General features: G+C 51.4%; 21 protein-coding genes. 20 read left to right on the forward strand and 1 reads right to left on the reverse strand.

Annotated features, from left to right (window positions below; all coding sequences use genetic code 11):
- Positions 1-833 precede the first annotated feature (833 nt).
- From metK to ruvX, 14 genes are all read left to right on the forward strand, one after another.
- Positions 834-1,985, forward strand: a complete 1,152-nt coding sequence (gene metK, locus ACJY2G_RS06315; RefSeq protein ID WP_112288996.1) for a methionine adenosyltransferase — start codon at positions 834-836, stop codon at positions 1,983-1,985.
- A gap of 515 nt (positions 1,986-2,500) precedes the next feature.
- Positions 2,501-3,244: a fimbria/pilus periplasmic chaperone gene (locus tag ACJY2G_RS06320; protein WP_120160995.1), complete on the forward strand. Its 744-nt coding sequence runs from the start codon at positions 2,501-2,503 to the stop codon at positions 3,242-3,244.
- A gap of 84 nt (positions 3,245-3,328) precedes the next feature.
- Positions 3,329-3,832: a CS1 type fimbrial major subunit gene (locus ACJY2G_RS06325; RefSeq protein ID WP_430318840.1), complete on the forward strand. Its 504-nt coding sequence runs from the start codon at positions 3,329-3,331 to the stop codon at positions 3,830-3,832.
- Between the two features lie 89 nt (positions 3,833-3,921).
- The gene (locus ACJY2G_RS06330; protein ID WP_430318839.1) at positions 3,922-6,615 is read left to right on the forward strand and encodes a TcfC E-set like domain-containing protein; all 2,694 of its coding nucleotides are present in this window, start codon (positions 3,922-3,924) and stop codon (positions 6,613-6,615) included.
- Entirely contained in the window at positions 6,612-7,736 is a 1,125-nt protein-coding gene (locus tag ACJY2G_RS06335) for a CfaE/CblD family pilus tip adhesin (protein WP_430318838.1), read from the forward strand. Before ACJY2G_RS06330 ends, ACJY2G_RS06335 begins: the two co-directional genes overlap by 4 nt.
- Positions 7,737-7,748: 12 nt before the next feature.
- Entirely contained in the window at positions 7,749-8,846 is a 1,098-nt protein-coding gene (locus ACJY2G_RS06340; protein ID WP_430318837.1) for a CfaE/CblD family pilus tip adhesin, read from the forward strand.
- A 56-nt stretch (positions 8,847-8,902) separates the two neighbouring features.
- Entirely contained in the window at positions 8,903-9,652 is a 750-nt protein-coding gene (locus ACJY2G_RS06345) for a fimbria/pilus periplasmic chaperone (protein ID WP_113878354.1), read from the forward strand.
- 308 nt (positions 9,653-9,960) lie between these two features.
- On the forward strand, positions 9,961-11,355 hold the full coding sequence (locus ACJY2G_RS06350) for a sugar porter family MFS transporter (RefSeq protein ID WP_095924804.1): 1,395 nt from the start codon (positions 9,961-9,963) through the stop codon (positions 11,353-11,355).
- A 116-nt stretch (positions 11,356-11,471) separates the two neighbouring features.
- On the forward strand, positions 11,472-11,993 hold the full coding sequence (locus tag ACJY2G_RS06355) for a SprT family zinc-dependent metalloprotease (protein WP_430319100.1): 522 nt from the start codon (positions 11,472-11,474) through the stop codon (positions 11,991-11,993).
- Positions 11,994-12,085: 92 nt separating this feature from the next.
- The gene (endA, locus tag ACJY2G_RS06360; protein WP_120161005.1) at positions 12,086-12,799 is read left to right on the forward strand and encodes a deoxyribonuclease I; all 714 of its coding nucleotides are present in this window, start codon (positions 12,086-12,088) and stop codon (positions 12,797-12,799) included.
- Positions 12,800-12,900: 101 nt separating this feature from the next.
- The gene (gene rsmE / locus ACJY2G_RS06365; RefSeq protein ID WP_120161007.1) at positions 12,901-13,632 is read left to right on the forward strand and encodes a 16S rRNA (uracil(1498)-N(3))-methyltransferase; all 732 of its coding nucleotides are present in this window, start codon (positions 12,901-12,903) and stop codon (positions 13,630-13,632) included.
- A gap of 11 nt (positions 13,633-13,643) precedes the next feature.
- Complete coding sequence (gene gshB, locus ACJY2G_RS06370) at positions 13,644-14,594, forward strand: glutathione synthase (protein ID WP_112289007.1); 951 nt, start codon at positions 13,644-13,646, stop codon at positions 14,592-14,594.
- A 130-nt stretch (positions 14,595-14,724) separates the two neighbouring features.
- Positions 14,725-15,288 carry a YqgE/AlgH family protein gene (locus ACJY2G_RS06375; protein ID WP_112289008.1) on the forward strand — a complete coding sequence of 188 codons (564 nt, stop codon included), beginning with the start codon at positions 14,725-14,727 and terminating at the stop codon, positions 15,286-15,288.
- Positions 15,288-15,716 carry a Holliday junction resolvase RuvX gene (gene ruvX, locus ACJY2G_RS06380; protein WP_013576828.1) on the forward strand — a complete coding sequence of 143 codons (429 nt, stop codon included), beginning with the start codon at positions 15,288-15,290 and terminating at the stop codon, positions 15,714-15,716. The genes ACJY2G_RS06375 and ruvX overlap by 1 nt, the downstream gene beginning before the upstream one ends.
- Here ruvX and ACJY2G_RS06385 read toward each other — a convergent pair.
- Positions 15,707-16,744, reverse strand: a complete 1,038-nt coding sequence (locus tag ACJY2G_RS06385) for a type IV pilus twitching motility protein PilT (protein WP_430318836.1) — start codon at positions 16,742-16,744, stop codon at positions 15,707-15,709. The genes ruvX and ACJY2G_RS06385 overlap by 10 nt on opposite strands.
- A gap of 22 nt (positions 16,745-16,766) precedes the next feature.
- Here ACJY2G_RS06385 and ACJY2G_RS06390 point away from each other — a divergent pair, with 22 nt between their 5' ends.
- The 6 genes from ACJY2G_RS06390 (at position 16,767) to hemW (ending at position 21,068) form a co-directional block, all read left to right on the forward strand.
- Positions 16,767-17,486 carry a YggS family pyridoxal phosphate-dependent enzyme gene (locus tag ACJY2G_RS06390; RefSeq protein WP_430318835.1) on the forward strand — a complete coding sequence of 240 codons (720 nt, stop codon included), beginning with the start codon at positions 16,767-16,769 and terminating at the stop codon, positions 17,484-17,486.
- 72 nt (positions 17,487-17,558) lie between these two features.
- Complete coding sequence (gene proC, locus ACJY2G_RS06395) at positions 17,559-18,380, forward strand: pyrroline-5-carboxylate reductase (RefSeq protein WP_430318834.1); 822 nt, start codon at positions 17,559-17,561, stop codon at positions 18,378-18,380.
- 85 nt (positions 18,381-18,465) lie between these two features.
- Positions 18,466-19,020 (forward strand): YggT family protein, encoded by a 555-nt coding sequence (locus ACJY2G_RS06400; RefSeq protein WP_013576832.1) that lies wholly within the window; start codon positions 18,466-18,468, stop codon positions 19,018-19,020.
- Positions 19,005-19,310, forward strand: a complete 306-nt coding sequence (yggU, locus tag ACJY2G_RS06405) for a DUF167 family protein YggU (RefSeq protein WP_426785049.1) — start codon at positions 19,005-19,007, stop codon at positions 19,308-19,310. The genes ACJY2G_RS06400 and yggU overlap by 16 nt, the downstream gene beginning before the upstream one ends.
- A 20-nt stretch (positions 19,311-19,330) precedes the next feature.
- Positions 19,331-19,939 (forward strand): XTP/dITP diphosphatase, encoded by a 609-nt coding sequence (locus tag ACJY2G_RS06410; RefSeq protein ID WP_113878345.1) that lies wholly within the window; start codon positions 19,331-19,333, stop codon positions 19,937-19,939.
- Positions 19,932-21,068 (forward strand): radical SAM family heme chaperone HemW, encoded by a 1,137-nt coding sequence (hemW, locus tag ACJY2G_RS06415; RefSeq protein ID WP_439291557.1) that lies wholly within the window; start codon positions 19,932-19,934, stop codon positions 21,066-21,068. Before ACJY2G_RS06410 ends, hemW begins: the two co-directional genes overlap by 8 nt.
- The last annotated feature ends 78 nt before the right edge of the window (positions 21,069-21,146 follow it).

Below are 21,146 nucleotides of genomic sequence, written 5' to 3' on the forward strand. Positions count from 1 at the left end.
GTAACAACAGGTGAGAACAACCCGCAAGGCTGGCTTTCAGACAGGATAAAACCCTGCGAGCCACAGCCACGAGACTGTTTTCCACTCATATCATTGTAAAACACGTTTTTAGACTCCGTGTAACGAGTCGGGAGAAATCAGGGATGGATGCCCCGGGAGATTGCAGGCTACATCAGTATTGTGTCGGGATTGCGATGTTCACGCAGGCCTGAGGTTACTGAGTAGCGTACCGATGTCGGCGACTGACCTGTCTGTCGTCGGGCTTTCTGAAACATCGCAAAGAAGACAGACGCTTTTCTGAATGAAAGTCTGAAAGAAGTGCTGCAGAACGCAATGAAGGCTGCAGGGGATGCTGTTGAAATGTTACAAGCGGTAAAAAGTGGGTCATTAACCTAACCACCTCCACACGTGCCACGCATCACCCGCGGGCATTCAAGCTGAGAAAACAGTAATTACTGGAATACGCTGCTTCTGCAGGGCCTGCAGAAATGTGCATAGCGCGCGCCGTTTATACCGGCAACCCGCTGTAATTGCAAAATGAAAATGCGGTGTAACTAGTTTCAGACCGTGAATATCACTGCAAACCCGCACAATAACGCCCACTCTGTCACAAAAATGACTGGCATTCAGAACGTCTGCTATCCTAAAATAGCCGTCCAGATGTTAATCCGTCCGCACGCATGGGTGGTTTAACGCGCAAACTGCTTCAAGGCTTTGCCTAATGGGGACATGCAGGACGCATTGCGACAATGTCGAGCTCAGCTCCTCATCTGCCCGTCACCCCAGTGCTATGCAGTGATATCTAACCCGTCGTATGTAAGGTAAAGAACATAATGGCTAAACACCTCTTCACGTCCGAATCCGTTTCGGAAGGACATCCAGACAAAATTGCTGACCAGATTTCCGATGCTGTCCTGGACGCAATTTTAGAGCAAGACCCAAAAGCACGTGTTGCATGTGAAACTTATGTCAAAACCGGCATGGTCCTGGTTGGCGGTGAAATCACCACCAGCGCATGGGTCGACGTTGAAGAAATCACGCGTCAGACTGTTCGCGAAATTGGCTATATCCATTCTGACATGGGTTTCGATGCCAATTCCTGCGCAGTGCTGAGCGCTATCGGCAAGCAATCGCCGGATATCAATCAGGGCGTTGACCGTACTGATCCGCTGGAACAAGGTGCAGGCGACCAGGGTCTGATGTTTGGTTATGCGACCAACGAAACCGACGTGCTGATGCCAGCACCGGTAACTTACGCACACCGTCTGGTGCAGCGTCAGGCAGAAGTACGCAAATCAGGTACCCTGCCATGGTTGCGCCCGGATGCAAAAAGCCAGGTCACTTTCCAGTATGACGAAGGTAAAATTGTCGGCATCGATGCCGTTGTTTTATCTACTCAGCATTCTGAAGACATCTCGCTGAAAGATCTGCAGGAAGCGGTGATGGAAGAAATCATCAAACCTGTGTTGCCCGCTGAATGGCTGAACGCCGGTACCAAATACCACATCAACCCGACTGGCCGTTTCGTTATCGGTGGCCCAATGGGTGACTGCGGTCTGACCGGTCGTAAAATCATCGTAGACACCTACGGCGGTATGGCCCGTCACGGTGGCGGTGCGTTCTCCGGTAAAGATCCATCTAAAGTTGACCGTTCAGCGGCCTACGCGGCACGTTATGTGGCGAAAAACATCGTGGCTGCCGGTCTGGCTGACCGTTGTGAAATCCAGGTGTCTTACGCAATCGGCGTGGCTGAACCGACTTCCATCATGGTGGAAACCTTCGGTACCGGTAAAGTTTCCAACGAACAGCTGACCTTGCTGGTGCGCGAGTTCTTCGACCTGCGTCCATACGGTTTGATCCAGATGATGGACTTACTGCACCCTATCTATAAAGAAACCGCAGCCTACGGTCACTTTGGTCGCGAACATTTCCCTTGGGAAAAAACCGACAGAGCCGCTCAGTTGCGCGAAGCCGCAGGTTTATAAGAAACCCACGCGACATAAAACCTCTCAAACCCCGCCGCAAGCGGGGTTTTTTATTTCTCTGGTTTCCCTTTATTTTCTTTTTCCTTTCTTTTTCATCATTCTAATACCTAAACAGCTTACAACAACAGATAAACACAGTTGTTTTATCTGAATGATTTTTAAGGTTATTTTCTTAGATGCATTCTTATTTATTTTACTTAATACATTATGTAGATATGCGTCATATTTAAATTATCCCCTCTCTTTTTTTTAACATTAACGATAACTGACATAAAATACTGATTAAAAGCCCTTCATAATCAGTATGGTGAGCGTTTTTTCAAATGTTATATTTGTGTTGTCGAACATTTATACTTAAACAAATAACACAAATAGCTAATTTGCGTGCCATTGACCTGAACATTCATTGAATCTATTATTCACCCCATCGAAAGCGTTCAGACTAATATTTACTCAAAGGGAATTAACGAAATCTTCTTCAGGATAGCGACTTATTAAACATTGAGAAAATGACAATGCCATCAAATAAATTAAAATCATTAATAATGATTTTAGCGGCCTCCCCATTAATTTTATCAGCATCATCATTTGCAGGAATAAGCGTCTATCCGATTTCGGTTCCTATGCAAAAAAGTGGTGGCGCACAAATTAGCGTAACAACAAATTCCGCCACCACGGAATATGTAAAAACAACCGTGAAGAAAATTAATAACCCGGCCACACCACAGGAAAATGAAACGACAATCAGTCAGTCATCAGGAAACGGTATTGTTGTTACTCCGGAGAAATTTGGACTTGCTCCCGGCACCACCCGAATTATACGTATGATAAATATTCAGCCACCGCAAACAGAAGAGGCATACCGTGTTTATTTTGAGGGTGTGCCGGGGCTGAATAATAACAGCGATAAAAAGGATCAGAAACAACCGGCTAAGCTCGGCATCAGCATGATCTGGGGCGTATTGGTTACCGTCCCGCCTGCTGTACCGCGACTGGACTTCACGCTGGACCCGGTGAGCCGCGTGGTCAACAATACCGGCAATATACATCTGAAGATTAACAGTATCGGTTTATGCCCTCAGCAACTTACTGATGATGGATGTAAATGGAGCAAACCGGTTAAAAACAGCATTTACCCTAATCAGCACACCACATTAGATCCTGCTTTATTTAAGGGGAGTAATTATAGCGTGGTGAAGGTGAAATATTCAAACTGGACAGATAAATCCGCTGGCGTAAAAGAATTCAGTGCAAAATAGACATTCTATTTTTCACAAGCAGTAAGAATAACCCTTGTTATAAACCCTGCATATTGATATGCACCTCTCTATTAAGGAAGTAAAATGAAATCATTTATTAAACCATTGATGGCTACAGTAATCATGGGCATGGCTATTAACGCTTATGCTGTACAGAAAGATATTACTGTGACTGCAAACGTGGATGCCACTCTGGATATGACCACTGACACGGGTGATGTATTACCATCAACTATGGAAATGGGTTATATGCCTGGTGTGGGTCTGGAACCCGTTACACAATCCACCAAAATCTATTCCAATGATGCGGAAAAAGACGTGAATATCAGCCTTGCGGGTGCTCCGCAATTAATGGATACCGTCGGCGTGAATTCAAGTATCGCATTGACCGTAAAATACGGTGACCTGGTTCTGACTCAGGCACCACAAACGATGGCCGCAACTCATTTGTTCCCTACAGGTGACACTGTAAATGGTTCCATCATCCAGCCACTGATGATCAGCCAGGCTACTCAGGTACCCGTTGCTTCCGGTAACTACAGCGGCGTTGTCAGCGTTGTACTGACTCAGGCAACTGAAACGCCATAAGCGTTCGCCCCACCTAAGTCACTCCTCATCGGCCTGTAAATCAGGCCGATTCTTTTCCCCCTCTCAGATTTTTGAATAAAGGAAAAATAATGAAACCCAATTTGAAAGTGTCCCTTTGCTTTCTGGCAATTCATTTTGCTTTATTCAGCAATCTTGCTTTAGCAGACTCCGACGTCCCCCCCGGCTTTGAAGAACTGGTCTCAGGTCAGAACGTCTGGCTGAACGTCAACCTGCTCGGCCAGTCGGCCGGATTATTTGAAGCTAACGTCACGCTGGAAACCGTCCAGTTCAAAGACCCGCAGTCGGTGCTTAAAGCCTTAAGTCTGCCACTGAAAGCCGGTACCCCGGAATATCAGCAGATGCTGGCGACCTTATCCGCCCCTCTTCCACGACACGGCAACCTGGCGTGTGGCAGTAATGCCAATGCCAAAGGATGCGGCTATCTGGAAACTGATTCTCTGGCCCTGATTTATGATGAGAATAACAGCGCAGCCGACGTTTTCGTCAGTAAAAAACTGGTACCGGAATCCGGCGGAAAAACGCTTTATTACACTCCGACCGCACAAACTGAAAATGCGTTAATTCATCAGCAAACCCTGAACATCGCGGCGCAGGATGAATACCAGAGCCTGTCATTACAGGGCTCAGGTGCACTCGGCGTCCTGACGAATGGCTATGTCGGTTTTGACTGGTCACTCGATTCCTACAAAAGTGACGACAGCGACAGCCAGACGGTATCCGTCGATGACCTCTATTTCCGCCAGAGTTTAGGCAAACGCCATTATGTGCAGGCCGGACGCATGGATTCACGCGATCTCTCAAGCAATCTCGGCGGCAATATCAGTTTCTCGCTGTTGCCGCTCAATGCGATCGATGGTGTGCGTGCCGGGAGTTCCCTGAGCTACCTGAATCTTGATGAGGCCAGCAAGGGTTCCCCGCTGGTGGTACTGCTTTCCACTAAATCCCGCGTGGATGCTTATCGTGGCAATCAGTTGCTCGGTACGTTTTATCTTAATAATGGTTCAAATACGCTGGATACCGGCAACTTCCCGAGCGGCAGTTATGCCGTCACCCTGCGAATTTATGAGAATAACCAGCTCGTGCGTACTGAAACTCAGCCGTTTACCAAAACCGGTGGGATCAATGACGGGCATATGCAATGGTTTATACAGGCCGGTGAAACAGCAGATAATAAAGTCGTCAGCACTACTGATGACGAAGAAAATGACAGCACGTCACGCAAACCCGTGATGCAGGCCGGGGCGCGCCTGCCGGTATTTGCCGAACTGATGGCCACCGCGGGCGTCGCGAATACTGATAATGAAAATTACGGTGAAGCGGGTCTGCAATGGACGCACGGTTTTACCGGCAAACTGATCGACGGCGTACTGGATATGCAGGCCAACGTTTTCAGCGGCACCGACGGTTCGAAAGGTAACGTGGAGCAAATCAGTTACAACGACGGCTTTTCCATGAGCGTCTATCGCAATGCCGCCTACGGTAAAAGCTGCACCAGTGCTGATGTCGGGGAAAATGATTACGCTGATATTGGCTGCTACGAATCCGTTAACGCCACACTTTCTGTGCCGGTCAAAGGCTGGTCCGCCTCGCTCGGCTACACATACAATAAAAATACCAGCCTCTCGCCGGACTCCTCGTCATACGATCCTTCAAAGCCTTTTGAAGACAACATGATCAATAACACCGAATCGCAGAGTACCTCGAACACCGTTCAGCTGAGCATGAACAAAAGCTTCAACTGGAAGCAAATGACCATGACCACGCGATTCGGCGGTTACCGTCGTCAGAGCAGCAGCGACAGCGATAACGACAAAGGTGTTTACGCGGGCTTCTCCCTGTCACGCAATACGCCAAAAGATGCGCAGCTTCGCAGCAGCAATACCTCCTTCAGTACGGATTATCAGGGCAGCCAGAATGGCGATGCACAGATGACGTACAACGCCAGCCAGAACTGGGACTGGGGCAGCAATAACGATCGTGAACTGGGTATTGATGTGGGTGGCACGGATACTGATAACGCTAACGCGTCGGTTCACGGCCGTCTCAATGGCCAGTATGGCAATGGCGAACTCACCGTTTCCGACAGCTATGACAATGAGCAAAAAACGCATCAGGGTGCGGTAACTGGCAGCTACAGCTCTTCCGTTGCCGTCTCCAAATCCGGTTTCTTCTGGGGGCCGGGCGGTACAGGTTCACCGGGCGCAGCCGTGGCAGTAAAAGTCAAAGGCAGCGAAGAAGAAGATCCGGATGCAGCGGATGACGCGCTGATCGACGTTTCCGTTCAGGGCGGCGGTGCGGCCCACATGAAACAGAACAGCAAAGCACTGTTCCCGGTTACCGGTTTTGAAGAAGGCAAAGTCTCGGTCAATGAAAGCCGTGATGTCAGCACCGGCAGCCAGGCCAGCATTACTCAGGGCGCAGGGAGTCAGAATTTATTCCTCCTGCCGGGGAAAATGAAACTGCGTGAAGTGACGATGGAATCGCATTACACCTACGTAGGGCAGTTGGTGACGGCGACAGGTGAACCATTGAATACCGGCACTATGCTCAATGCCAATGCCTTCAGCAGTTCGGAAGATGGCGGCTTTACTGCAGAAATGACCTCATTAGCGAAAACGCTGTATGTCAAAAACGGTGAGCAAAATTACCAGTGTGCGGTCACCGTACAATCCAGCCGCGATGTGGTGCGCTATGTCGGAAAAACATTGTGTAAACCGGTGCAGCCTGCTGATTTACCTGAAAATATTCGGAAAGTAAAATGAACATAACTCGTCTCCTGACCTCTTTATTTTTTTTGTTCAGCGCTCAGTTACTGGTGCTGCCAGATGCCCTTGCAGAGACCGTCGCCCCTATTGATCACAGCATTGATGTCAATATGAGCATCACCAAAGGCGCTGCATCGACCGTCAATATTTGGTCAAGAGAAAGCGGAGGCTATGATTCAACAAACTCCGGACGATGGGGGCTTAACTACTGGGCCTGTACATCCAGTACCGTCGACGAAAATGGAAAATGCCCAACCGGCAAAGGTGGATACGCGGCCAACCTGCCGGTCTATCTGAAATTCACTGAAAAACGCAGTGGAGCGACCCAGACTCTCGAGTTGCAAGGTACCCGCGAAGCCTACTGGTATAACGGAGGTTGCGCTACGTATGGCGACCCTAAACCGATGAACCAAAGTGCACAAAACTCCTGTGGCAGTGACTTAACGGACGGCGTTAACCTGACACTTAAGATCCCGGCAGCTCAGCTCAATATGTTACCAACGGGAGGAATATGGACCGCCCAACTCAAAATCCTCCTGCATAACAGCGGCGGAACCGAGGTCTATCACTGGGATTCAAATATTACTGTTGACGTCAACGACCCGAATAACCAGCAAATCTATTTACCTGAATTTGGCGAAGCCGCACCGCGAGTGGATCTTAACATGCGTCCGCTGCCAGGCACTGGCGGTAATCAGACACAAATGAATGGGGCTGCTACTATAGATATGTGTTTATACGATGGTTATGGCTCGAACAGCTCCAGTTTCATCCTGAAATTTGACGATCAACAGCAGGGAACAATTCAGCGCAATAACGGATACTTCTCAATTTATTCTGATCACGGTGACATTAATCAGGATTCCGGGCGCATTGATTATTACGTGAAAATGCAGGGCCCTGACGGCAAATACGTCAGTGTGATACGCGGTGATGATCTGGTTGTGTCAGATATTCAGACCGCCAAAGTCCGGCAGGTACATCTGCCAGGGATCCCACAGGCGGTATTGTGTGTCCCGGCGCCGCTGCAATTAAGCACTAAAACTATGGATATCAACAGCAAACAAGCCGGACATTATACCGGACACCTGATTGTGAACTTTACCTCACAGCTTTAGGGCGCTCTCTAAATGGATAGAAAAGAAACGTACTTTCTCGCTAGCCTGTTAACTATATTAAGCGCCCTGACAGCCACGTCAGTTAAAGCTGAAAGAGTGGAACCGACCGGGCGTGACACGCCCGTGACTGCCACATTTGATAAATCCAGCCCTCCTTCACAAATTGATATCTGGAAGAATGAGAGTGGCGGCTACGATACAGATAATCCGGGATTATGGGTAAGAAATTCATGGGTTTGCCTTTCCAGTTCAGACCCTGAAAATGGGCAGTGTAAGACCAAGCCTTCCTGGTGCAGTTACTATACCGAGTCGATTCCTCTCCTATTTCGTGAAAAACGCAGTCACCTTACTCAGATAATCAATATCAGTGGTTCTCACGAAGTGGATGCATGGGGCACATTCAAAAGTGATTCAGGCTGTAGCGGCGGGCCAACCTATGAAACAACGGCGAATTTTAAAATTGCTGCCGCAGAATTAGCTAAATTTCCAACAGGTGGGATCTGGCAAGCGGAATTTAAAGTGGTGCTGACGCAGTGGGATCCTGCAGTCAAACTCGCAGACTGGAACGCCCATATTACCCTCAACGTCACCGACAATAATAACCAGCAAATCTACTTACCAGAATTTGGCGAAGCCGCAGCGCACGTTGATCTCAACATGCGCCCGCTACCCGGCACCGGTGGTAATCAGACACAAATGAATGGCGCGGCAACGATAGATATGTGTTTGTACGACGGTTATGGCTCGAACAGTACCAGTTTCACCCTGAAATTTGACGATCTTCAGCAGGGTACGAAGGAACGCAATAACGCCTATTTTTCCATTTATTCTGACCAGGGTGATGTAAATCAGGACTCAGGCAGGATTGATTATTATGTGCGAATGCAGGCACCCGACGGTAAATACATTAGCGTGATACGCGGTAATGATCTGGTGATACCGGATATTCAGACTGCACACATCCGGCCAATGCATCTGCCCGGGATCCCGCAGGCGGTTTTATGTATTCCGGCCCCGCTGGAACTCAGCACCAAAACCATTGATATCAACAGCAAACAAGCCGGGCATTATACCGGACACTTGATCGTGAACTTTACACCGCAACTTTAGACGATTCTCAGGACAACGGATTGCACCTCATCAACGTCTTCAACGTAAGGATTTTTATGCGCAGGTCACAGACACAATGGCTGGTCTCCGGTCTGAAAATATTCCCGCCCCTGATGCTGGCGATGCCTGCCTTGTGTTTCGCCAATATCACCGTTTCACCGATGAAAGTGACGCTCAATGAGCAACATGCAACGACGGTGGTCATCAGTTCTAAAAGCGAAACGACGCAATATATTCAGGGAAAAATCACCGAAGTTCACAATCCCGGCACCGCAGAAGAAAACGAAACGCCGGCACCGCAAGGCGCGCAAAATAGCCTGGTGGTTTCACCGCTGAAATTTGGATTGCCTGCCGGTAACAGTCAGCAGGTGAGGATCGTCGGTCTGGGGGAAAGCAATGAAGAAAAAATCTATCGTGTCCATTTTCAGTCGATGACACCGGAAGAATTTAAAAATACAGCAAGCGATAAAAATTTCACCAGCGCTCTGAGCCTGACCATTGTCTGGGGCGTGGTTGTGATGGTGCCCCCTGCAAAACCGGTCGCCAGACTGGGTTGGGACACCTCTCGTCAGCAAATCACCAATACGGGAAACATTCATCTGTTAGTGAATCGTATCGGCCTGTGTGACAGCGATAAAAAAGACGCCCGCTGCCAGTGGAAAGCGCTGAAGAAAAACGTCTATCCGGGCAAGCCATACCCTCCGGCCTTAACATTTTCTGCTTCAGCATCGTCTGAAAAAATTCGAATCGATTATTTCAACGATTACACTCAAAAGCAGGAAGTGGAGAATTTTCCATTTAAGTAATTGCCATAATGAAAACGCTTACAGAACATAACTTGTTATAAATTAATTAGTTATTTGCATATGTAAGACTCTCACACACAGTATTGATTGATATAAATCAATTTGTGGGCTATTAATATCAGGCACATCCCCTTCCTGTTACGCTATCCGTTTGAAACCCTTCAAAAACAAGACACCCAATCACACCTATAAGTGTAAACGATTACAACACTGTGAGCGGGTTCACGTTAAGCTGTGCGCAGGGTAAATAACATAACAGCCTAAGCATTATTACAAACTCAAAACGATTGCATTATTTTGGAGACCGGATGAACAACTCAACTTCGACCAAAGGAAAACGCTCGAATAAAAGCGTCACTTTCTTTGTCTGTTTTCTCGCTGCACTTGCCGGACTGCTGTTCGGCTTAGATATCGGCGTCATCGCTGGTGCCCTGCCCTTTATCAGCCATGACTTCCAGATCACAAACCACCAACAGGAGTGGGTTGTCAGTTCCATGATGTTTGGTGCTGCCGTCGGTGCTGTCGGCAGCGGCTGGCTGAACTTCCGCCTGGGACGTAAATACAGCCTGATGATTGGCGCGGTTCTGTTCGTTATCGGCTCCCTGTGTTCCGCCTTTGCACCCAATGCAGAAATCCTGATTGTTGCCCGTGTTCTGCTGGGTCTGGCAGTCGGTATCGCGTCTTACACCGCACCCATTTACCTGTCAGAAATCGCACCGGAAAAAATCCGCGGCAGCATGATTTCCATGTATCAGCTGATGATCACCATCGGTATCCTGGCGGCGTATCTGTCTGATACCGCGTTCAGCTATACCGGCGCATGGCGCTGGATGCTGGGTATCATCACCATTCCTGCGTTGCTGCTGCTGATTGGTGTCTTCTTCCTGCCGGACAGCCCGCGCTGGCTGGCCGCACGTGGCGATGACGGTAAAGCACGCCGCGTACTGGAAAAACTGCGTGATTCCAGCGAGCAGGCCAAACGCGAACTGGATGAAATCCGTGAAAGCCTGAAAGTAAAACAAAGCGGCTGGGGACTGTTTGTTAACAACAAAAACTTCCGTCGTGCGGTTTACCTCGGCATTCTGTTGCAGGTTATGCAGCAGTTCACCGGTATGAACGTCATCATGTACTACGCACCAAAAATCTTCGGCATCGCCGGTTTCGCCAGCACGTCACAGCAGATGTGGGGCACGGTTATTGTCGGTCTGGTCAACGTTCTGGCGACCTTCATTGCTATCGGTCTGGTTGACCGCTGGGGCCGTAAACCAACGCTGAAACTGGGCTTTCTGGTCATGGCCGTCGGTATGGGCGTGCTGGGTACCATGCTGCATATCGGTGTTGAATCCGATGCGGCAAAATACTTCTCCATCGCCATGTTGCTGATGTTCATCGTCGGTTTTGCAATGAGTGCCGGTCCGCTGATCTGGGTATTGTGTTCTGAAATTCAGCCGCTGAAAGGCCGTGATTTTGGTATCACTGTGTCCACCGCGACTAACTGGATCGCCAACATGATCGTCGGTGCAACCTTCCTGACCATGCTCGACAGCCTCGGTAACGCCAACACCTTCTGGGTGTACGCTGCGCTGAACGTGGTCTTCATCTTCATCACCATTGCGCTGATCCCTGAGACTAAAAACGTCTCTCTGGAACACATCGAACGCAACCTGATGAAAGGCGAAGCCCTGCGCGACATCGGTAAGTAAGTTCGCCATAAGTCCGCAATAAATAAGTCGGCTATAAATCAGCCAGCTTTTCCTCCCCTGCAAAGGGGAGGAATTCCATATTGCATCTCTCCCCTGCCAGATTTATCCTTCGCCAGATGAAAACCTCACGTCTCCCCATCGCCCTGCAACAAGCCGTTATGCGCTGTCTGCGGGAAAAACTCCGGATGGCAAATCAGTTTTTTGGCACCGATTACACGGAGCCGGAAATCACTTATCAGCAACGTGGCACCAGCGCGGGCAGCGCGTATCTGCAACACTGGCAAATCCGGCTCAATCCGGTATTGCTGATGGAAAACCAGCAGCCTTTTATCGATGAAGTGGTACCGCACGAACTGGCGCACCTGCTGGTATATCGTCGTTTTGGCCGGGCACCTGCGCCGCACGGCAAAGAGTGGCGCTGGATGATGGAACATGTTCTGGGCGTTTCAGCCAGCAGAACGCACCAGTTCGAAGTCGCCTCCGTGCAAAGCAAAACCTATCCGTATTTATGCGCCTGCCGTGACCATCAGCTGACCGTGCGTCGTCATAATAAAGTGATGCGCAAAGAGTCAGAATACCGCTGCCGGCATTGTGGCGAGCTGTTACGGTTTAATGCCAAAGGCACCACTAACTGCTGATTTTTCAATCAGTAATCACGGCAAAGTCTCATTGTCACAGCCCGTGGTATCCGTTACCCTTCCGGCCTTTTAGTCTCAGGTCTTTCAGAAACATGTTTCGTAAAACGTTCTTATCTTTTCTGTTTATCGGTGCGCTGGCACCGCTGAGCGCCTTGAGCCAGTCTGGTCATGCCATCAATAATTTCTCTCAGGCCAAAGCCGCAGCGGTAAAAATTAATCAGGGTGCGCCGACCTTCTATTGCGGCTGTAACATCAGCTGGCAGGGGAAAAAAGGCACGCCGGATCTGCAATCCTGCGGCTATCAGGTTCGTAAAAGTGAACAACGCGCCAGCCGGATTGAGTGGGAACATGTGGTTCCTGCGTGGCAGTTTGGGCATCAGATGCAGTGCTGGCAGGATGGCGGACGCAAAAATTGTGCGAAAAACGCGGATTATCGTCAGGTTGAAACCGACCTGCACAACCTGCAACCCGCGATCGGCGAAGTGAATGGCGACCGTAATAATTTTATGTACAGTCAATGGAATGGTGGTGAAGGTCAGTATGGCCGCTGCGAAATGAAAGTCGACTTCAAGGCCAAGGCCGCTGAGCCGCCAGCCCGTGCCCGCGGTGCCATCGCACGTACCTATTTCTACATGCGCGATCAGTACAAACTGAATCTGTCCCGTCAGCAGACCCAGCTCTTTACCGCCTGGGATCGCCAGTATCCGGTCACTTCATGGGAATGTGAGCGCGATAATCGCATCGCCAGCGTACAGGGCAATCATAACCCTTACGTTCAGCAAGCTTGCGCACAACGAAAAAGCTAACTTAGTATTATCACGTCATCAGAGCACATTAGCTCGCGACAACGCGGGCTAATCACGCCAAAATAGCCCTCCAGAAAAGACTTTAAGGACAGCAGCCACACATGCGCATACCCCGCATTTATCATCCGGAAACCCTGACCGCTCACAGCGAAATTGCGCTGAGCGAAGATGCCGCAAACCATGTCGGACGCGTTCTGCGGATGCAGCCCGGTCAGGCGATCCAGTTATTTGATGGCAGCAATCAGGTTTTCGACGCCAGCATCACGCAGGTTGATAAGAAAAGTGTGCGTGTCAGCCTGAGCGAAGGCGTGCTGTCAGACAACGAATCCCCGCTGGATCTGCATCTCGGCCAGGTGATTTCACGCGGCGAGAAGATGGAATTCACCATCCAGAAATCTATCGAGCTTGGCGTAAATACCATTACTCCGCTGTTCTCTGAGCGCTGCGGCGTCAAACTTGACGGCGAACGCCTGGAGAAAAAATTGCAGCAATGGCAGAAAATTGCCATCGCAGCCTGCGAACAATGCGGACGTAACCGCATCCCTGAAATTCGCCCGGTGATGCAGCTCGAAGCCTGGTGTGCCGAACAGGATGACAGCCTGAAGCTGAACCTGCATCCGCGCGCCAGCCACAGTATTAACACCCTGCCGCTACCGGTGAGCCACGTCCGCTTACTGATCGGCCCGGAAGGCGGTTTATCCGCTGACGAAATTGCAATGACCTCCGGCTACGGATTTACTGATATCCTGCTGGGACCCCGTGTTCTGCGTACAGAAACCACAGCACTCACCGCGATAACGGCCTTACAGGTTCGTTTCGGCGATCTGGGTTAAGAGGAGACCAAATGATCAAGCTTGGCATCGTGATGGACCCGATTTCTTCCATCAACATCAAAAAAGACACCAGTTTCGCTATGTTGCTGGAAGCGCAGAGTCGTGGCTATGAGCTGCACTACATGGAAATGAATTCCCTGTATCTGCGCGGCGGCGAAGGCCGTGCGACCACCAAAAAACTCAGCGTGAAGCAGGATTACGACGGCTGGTATGAGTTCGGCACTGAGCAGGATATCGCCCTGCAGGAACTGGATGTCATCCTGATGCGTAAGGATCCTCCGTTCGATACTGAATTCATTTACGCCACCTATATCCTTGAACGCGCGGAAGAAAAAGGCACGCTGATCGTTAACAAACCGCAGAGCCTGCGTGACTGTAACGAAAAGCTGTTCACCGCGTGGTTCCCGGAACTGACGCCGGATACGCTGGTAACCCGCAATGCGGCGCAGCTGAAAGCGTTCCATAAAGAACACACTGACGTGATCCTCAAGCCGCTCGACGGCATGGGTGGCGCTTCAATCTTCCGTCTGAAACCAGAAGACGCGAACGTTTCTGTGGTGATTGAAACGCTGACCGAACACGGCAGTCGTTTCTGTATGGCACAAAATTATCTGCCCGCCATCAAAGACGGTGACAAACGCGTTCTGGTGGTCGACGGCGAGCCGGTGCCTTACTGCCTGGCGCGTATTCCGGCGCAGGGCGAAACCCGTGGTAATCTGGCCGCCGGTGGCCGTGGCGAAGCCCGTCCGCTGAGCGAAAGTGACTGGGCGATAGCCCGCACTGTCGCGCCAATCCTGAAGCAGAAAGGCCTGATTTTTGTCGGTCTGGATATTATCGGCGACCGCCTGACTGAAATTAACGTCACCAGCCCGACCTGTGCGCGTGAAATCGAAGCGGCATTCCCGATTTCCGTCACTGGTATGCTGATGGACGCTATCGAAAAGCGTCTGGCTGCCCGATAAACTGCCTGACCGCATAATCTGATGGGTTGTTCAGCAATGCTGGATAACCCACTTTTTTTGCTGCGGATGACGTACTACACTGCCCTCTTAGCTGCATTTCAATTTTCTGAGGTTAAACATCCTGCTTACCATGAATCTACAACATCACTTTCTAATTGCGATGCCTGGCCTGGATGAACCCCAGTTCAAACGTTCGGTCGTCTATATCTGCGAACACAATGAAGACGGCGCTATGGGTCTGGTGATTAACAAACTGGTCGAAGATTTCACCGTTGAAAACGTCCTCGACAAACTGGACATCACACCCGAGCCTCGCGACCCGAACATCCGCCTCGACCGCCCGGTGTTTTCCGGTGGTCCGCTGGCAGACGACCGTGGTTTTATTCTGCACACGCCGCGCGAAGGGTTTGGCTCCAGTATCCGTATTTCGGACAGCACCATGATCACTACGTCTAAAGACGTGCTGGAAACGCTGGGCACCCCCGACCAGCCGAAAGATGTGCTGGTAGCGCTCGGGTACGCCGCATGGGAACAGGGCCAGCTGGAAAAAGAGCTGCTGGAAAATTCCTGGCTGACCATTGAAGCCAGCAATGACATTTTATTCCGCACCCCGATTGCTGACCGCTGGCGTGAAGCCGCGAAAATGATCGGCGTTGACGTCGGCCAGCTTGCCACCCATGCAGGGCACGCATAATGGCTAACCGCACGGTTTTTGCTTTCGATTTCGGTACCAAAAGCATCGGTCTGGCCATCGGTCAGGAAGTCACCGGCACCGCCCGTCCGCTGACATCGTTTAAAGCACAGGACGGGACGCCGGACTGGCAAAAAATCGAAAAGCTGTTGAAAGAATGGCTGCCGGATCTGGTGGTTGTAGGTCTGCCGCTGAACATGGACGGCACAGAGCAACCGCTGACCGCCCGTGCGCGCAAATTTGCCAACCGTCTGCATGGCCGTTTCGGCGTTCAGGTTGAACTGCACGACGAACGTCTGAGCACCGTTGAAGCCCGCGCTGATTTGTTCGATCGCGGCGGCTTCCGCGCGCTGGACAAAGGCAGCGTGGATGCCGCCTCTGCGGTGATCATTCTGGAAAGCTGGTTTGAAAAGCAGTGGAGTCAGTCCTGATCTGCCGCCAGTAATCCTGCGCTTTCCCGCTGCTGGCGGCTTTGGGCAAACGTCTGCATTCCGGCCTGTGCGCCGGTTTGCAGGATATCCGCCAGCTGATGCGTTTTTCCTTCGCGGATCATATTGCACACCGCCGGTGTTGACGTCAGCACTTCGAACAGCGCCACTCTTACCGCTTTTTCATCATCCTTTCCCTGCCCTTCTTTCGGTTTTTGCGTCACCAGTTTCTGCGCGACGACAGCCCTGAGACTGCCCGCCAGCTGAGCCCGCACAAAGGCTTTTTCTTCTGCCGGAAAGACATCAATCAGCCGGTCGATAGCCTGCGTGGCATTGCGCGTATGCAGCGTCGCCAGTACCAGATGCCCGGTTTCTGCCGCCGTCAGCGCCAGCCTGATGCTATCGGTGTCGCGCAATTCTCCCAGCAGTAACACGTCAGGATCCTCACGCAAAGCGCCGCGTACCGCTTCACTGAATGAACGGGTATGCAGCCCCAGTTCGCGCTGCTGGATAAGGCAATGTCTGCTGATGTGAATAAGCTCAATCGGATCTTCCAGTGTAATAATGTGCCGCGTCGTATGGCGGTTGAGGTAATCAATCATTGCCGCCAGCGTGGTGGACTTCCCGCTCCCCGTTGCTCCGGTAACCAGGATCAGACCATCTTCAAGTGTAATAATTTTCTGCAAGATATCCGGTGCCAGCAGCGTTGCCAGTTCAGGACAGCGGGCGGGAACCGGCCTCAGCGCCGCCGACAAACCATGCAGTTGCTGAAACACGTTAAGGCGCATCCGTACGCCTTCCGCCAGCGTCAGCGCTTTATCGAATTGCCCGGCCAGCTGCAAATTCGTCTGTTCTGCGACATTCAGCCACTGGCTGACGAGCCTTTGCATCTGCGATGCGTCGATCAGAGGCTCGTCCTCACAGCGGCATAATTCCCCTCCGATACGCAGCACAGGCCGATTGCCGGTACAAAGGTGCAGATCGGAGGCATTTTGCTTTACACTACGCCCCACTAATCCATCAATATCCATGTTGAAATCCTCCTGAGTCCCTATGAGCATTAGTCAGCAAAACGCTATTGAGCAGAACTTACAGAATGTCCGTGAGAAAATCGCAGCCGCTGCACACCTTTGCGGCAGGCCTCCGGAAGAAATTACCTTGCTTGCAGTGAGTAAAACTAAACCTGCGAGCGCTGTCGAAGAAGCGATTGCCGCCGGGCAGTTAGCATTTGGCGAAAACTACGTGCAGGAAGGCGTGGATAAAATTGCCCACTTTGCCGGACATCAGCCTGCGCTGATCTGGCATTTCATCGGGCCGTTGCAGTCGAATAAAAGCCGTCTGGTCGCGGAGAACTTCGACTGGTGTCATACCATTGACCGCCTGAAAATCGCCCAGCGCCTGAACGAGCAACGTCCGGCGGGTTTAGCGCCACTACAGGTGCTGATTCAGGTGAATATCAGTGACGAAGCCAGTAAATCTGGCATTGCTGTGGGTGAAGTTAACGAACTGGCGATGCAGATTATGGCGATGTCTAATCTGACGCTGCGCGGTCTGATGGCCATTCCGGCCGCAGAAACCGACTATGCGCGCCAGCTTGAAGTCTTCGGTCAGATGCGTGAAGCCCTGAAAGCTTTAAAGAGCATTTGTCCGCAGGCCGATACTTTATCAATGGGCATGACCGATGATATGCCCGCTGCGATTGCCGCCGGAAGCACCATGGTTCGTATCGGTACCGCTATTTTCGGTGCCCGTGATTACAGCGCAAAACAGTAACCGTTCTCTGCCGGTATACTGCTTTACTATTGATTGGCTCAATTCAGCCCCCATTAAAAGCAAGGAGCATGAATGCAACATCGCAAAATATGTTTTATCGGTGCCGGTAACATGGCAGGCGCCATCATTTCAGGCCTGGTTGAAAGTGGTTATCCGGCCAATATGATCAGCGTTTGTGCCCCTTCCACCACCCATCGCGATGCGCTGGCCGCAAAATACGGCGTACACAGCAGCAGTGATAACAACGCCTGTGCGCAAGCGGCAGATGTCGTTGTATTGTCTGTAAAACCGCAGATGATGGCGGATGTATGTAAAGCACTGCAAAAAGACGTGGATTTTAGCGATAAGCTGGTACTGTCGATTGCCGCAGGCGTCAGCGTGGCGCGCTTCTGCGAGTTGCTGGGCGATAATCTCAACATCGTGCGCATCATGCCTAACACGCCTTCGCTGGTCGGTCAGGGCATGAGTGGCTTGTATGCACCTGATCAGGTTTCGCAGGCAGATCGTGATTACAGCGGCGAACTGATGACTGCCGTGGGCAAAATCTGCTGGGTTGATACCGAAGAAGGTATCAACCACGTGATTGCCGCCGCAGGCAGCGCACCGGCGTATTTCTTCCTGTTTATGGAAGCAATGCAGGCTGAAGCGCAGCGCCTGGGTTTCAGTGCAGAAACCGCGCGGATGCTGGTTGAACAAGCCGCCAGCGGTGCCAGCGCACTGGTTGCGGCAAGCCCGGACACGCCATTGTCACAACTTCGTGAGAATGTGACGTCCAAAGGCGGCACTACCTTTGAGGCTCTGAAAGTGTTTACCGACCGACAATTACCGGAGATCGTTTCCGAGGCCATGCAGGCCGCCATTACCCGCGCGCAGGAAATGGAAAAACTGTTCTGATAAGAACGAATAAAAAATAATACTGCCCAAAATCATCCGTGTTGCGTCAAGACGACACGCGAAGGATGAAGGGCATAGGAGAATTATGTTAACGCTGACTTTTCTGGTCAAAACACTGATTGATCTCTACGTGATGGTTCTGCTGCTGCGCATCTGGATGCAATGGGCACGTACAGATTTTTATAACCCGTTTTCACAGTTCGTGGTGAAGATTACTCAGCCGATTATCGGACCACTTCGCCGGATTATTCCGCCGCTGGGCCCGATTGACAGCGCAAGCCTGCTGCTGGCTTTCATTCTTTGCACCATCAAATTCCCGCTGCTGTTGCTAATCCAAAGCGGCGCTATCTTCTTTGGTCTGAGCAGTCTGCTGATTGGCCTGATAGGGCTGGTCAAAGCCGCGGGTTATCTGGTGTTCTGGCTGGTCATTATCCGCTCATTGATGAGCTGGGTGAGCCAGGGCCGCGGACCAATGGATTATCTGCTGATGCAGCTGACTGAGCCGCTGATGGCACCCATCCGTCGTATTCTTCCTGCGATGGGCGGCATCGATTTCTCGGCAATGGTGGTGATCCTGATCCTTTATATGCTGAATTATCTCGGAATGGATCTGTTGGGTGCGCTGTGGTTCCAGCTTTAAGCCCGGCGTTCTGGCAATCTGACGTACTGGTTTTGCGGCTGGTTATCCAGCCCAAAGCCAGCCGTGACAGCCTGGTGGGTTTGCATGGCGACGAGCTGAAAGTCGCCATCACCGCCCCGCCGGTAGACGGACAGGCCAACACACATCTGGTGAAATTTCTCTCAAAACAGTTTAAAGTCGCCAAAAGTCAGATAAGCATCGAAAAGGGCGAGCTGGGCCGCCATAAACAAGTCCGCATTACCCATCCGCAAAATATCCCGACTGAGGTCGCGGTACTGCTCGCAGAATAACGTTAAGTCAGGACTCTCCCATGCAGAAAGTCGTATTAGCTACCGGCAACGCCGGTAAAGTGCGTGAACTCGCACATCTTCTGGCCGATTTCGGGCTGGACGTGGTGGCACAAACCGAACTCGGCGTTGAATCCGCCGAAGAAACCGGTCTGACGTTCATTGAGAATGCCATCCTGAAAGCCCGCCACGCGGCGGCTGTCACCGGTTTACCTGCTGTGGCAGATGACTCCGGCCTGGCGGTTGATTTTCTCGGTGGTGCGCCGGGGATTTACTCCGCGCGCTACGCGGGCGTTGATGCCAGCGATCAGCAAAACCTCGATAAACTGCTGGTTGCGCTGAAAGACGTTCCACAGGGCCAGCGTAATGCGCAGTTCCATTGCGTGCTGGTGTATATGCGCCATGCTGAAGACCCGACGCCGCTGGTGTGCCACGGCAGCTGGGCAGGTGAAATCACCTTTGCCCAGGCAGGTGAAGGCGGCTTTGGTTATGACCCGATCTTTTATGTTCCTGAGCTGGGTAAAACCGCCGCAGAACTGAGCCGTGAAGAAAAAAGTGCGGTGTCGCACCGGGGACAGGCATTGAAACTGTTGTTTGCCGCGATGAAAGAGGCAGTACAGAAGAATGCGTAAGTTACCGCCGCTGAGTCTCTACATTCATATTCCGTGGTGCGTGCAAAAATGCCCTTACTGCGATTTCAACTCGCACGCGTTAAAGGGCGAAGTGCCGCATGACGATTATGTCGCGCATCTGCTGGCAGATTTAGATGCGGATCTGCATCTGGTGGGCGGACGCAGCGTAGGGACCATTTTTATCGGCGGCGGAACCCCAAGCCTGCTGAGCAGCGAAGCAATGCAAAATCTGCTCGACGGCGTGCGTGCGCGGTTGCCACTCGACGCTCACGCTGAAATTACCATGGAAGCCAATCCCGGTACCGTCGAAGCAGATCGCTTCAGCGGCTACCAGCGCGCGGGTGTAAACCGTATTTCCATCGGCGTGCAAAGTTTTGATGTACAGAAACTGGAGCGTCTGGGGCGTATTCACGGCCCTGACGAAGCCAAACGCGCGGCACATCTGGCGACTGGCCTGAACCTGCGCAGCTTCAATCTGGATCTGATGCATGGTTTGCCGGATCAGACACTGGAAGAAGCACTGGACGATTTGCGTCAGGCAATCGCACTCAATCCGCCGCATTTGTCCTGGTATCAGCTGACTATCGAACCAAATACGATGTATGCCTCGCGTCCGCCAAAACTGCCGGATGATGACGCGCTGTGGGATATTTTCGAGCAAGGCGATCAGTTGCTGACCGCAGCCGGATACCAGCAATACGAAACCTCGGCGTATGCCAAACCGGGCTATCAGTGTCAGCACAACCTGAACTACTGGCGCTTCGGGGATTATCTCGGCATCGGTTGTGGCGCGCATGGCAAACTGACGCAGCCAGACGGGCAAATCCTGCGTACCGTCAAAACCAAACACCCTCGCGGTTACATGCAGGGTCGTTATATGGATAAACAGCATCCGGTGGAAACCGAAGATTTGCCGTTTGAATTCTTCATGAATCGCTTCCGCCTGCTGGAAGCCGCGCCGCGTGAAGAGTTTGGTCTGTATACCGGGCTGGATGAATCGGTGATCCGCGCACAGTTAGACGAAGCGATTGCCAAAGAATATCTGGTCGAAACCGACACGCACTGGCAGATCACCAGCAAAGGAAAGCTGTTCCTGAATTCGCTGCTGGAGCTGTTTTTGGCGGAGTAGAATCAAGTGATAACAGGGGTAAACACTGCCCGAAAACCCATTTTTGGTATATTATCACCACGTTGGGGTGCTGGCTTT

Origin of the sequence: Rahnella sp. ATs2 (assembly GCF_051851855.1) — a bacterium.
Taxonomy (GTDB): Bacteria; Pseudomonadota; Gammaproteobacteria; order Enterobacterales; family Enterobacteriaceae; genus Rahnella; species Rahnella variigena.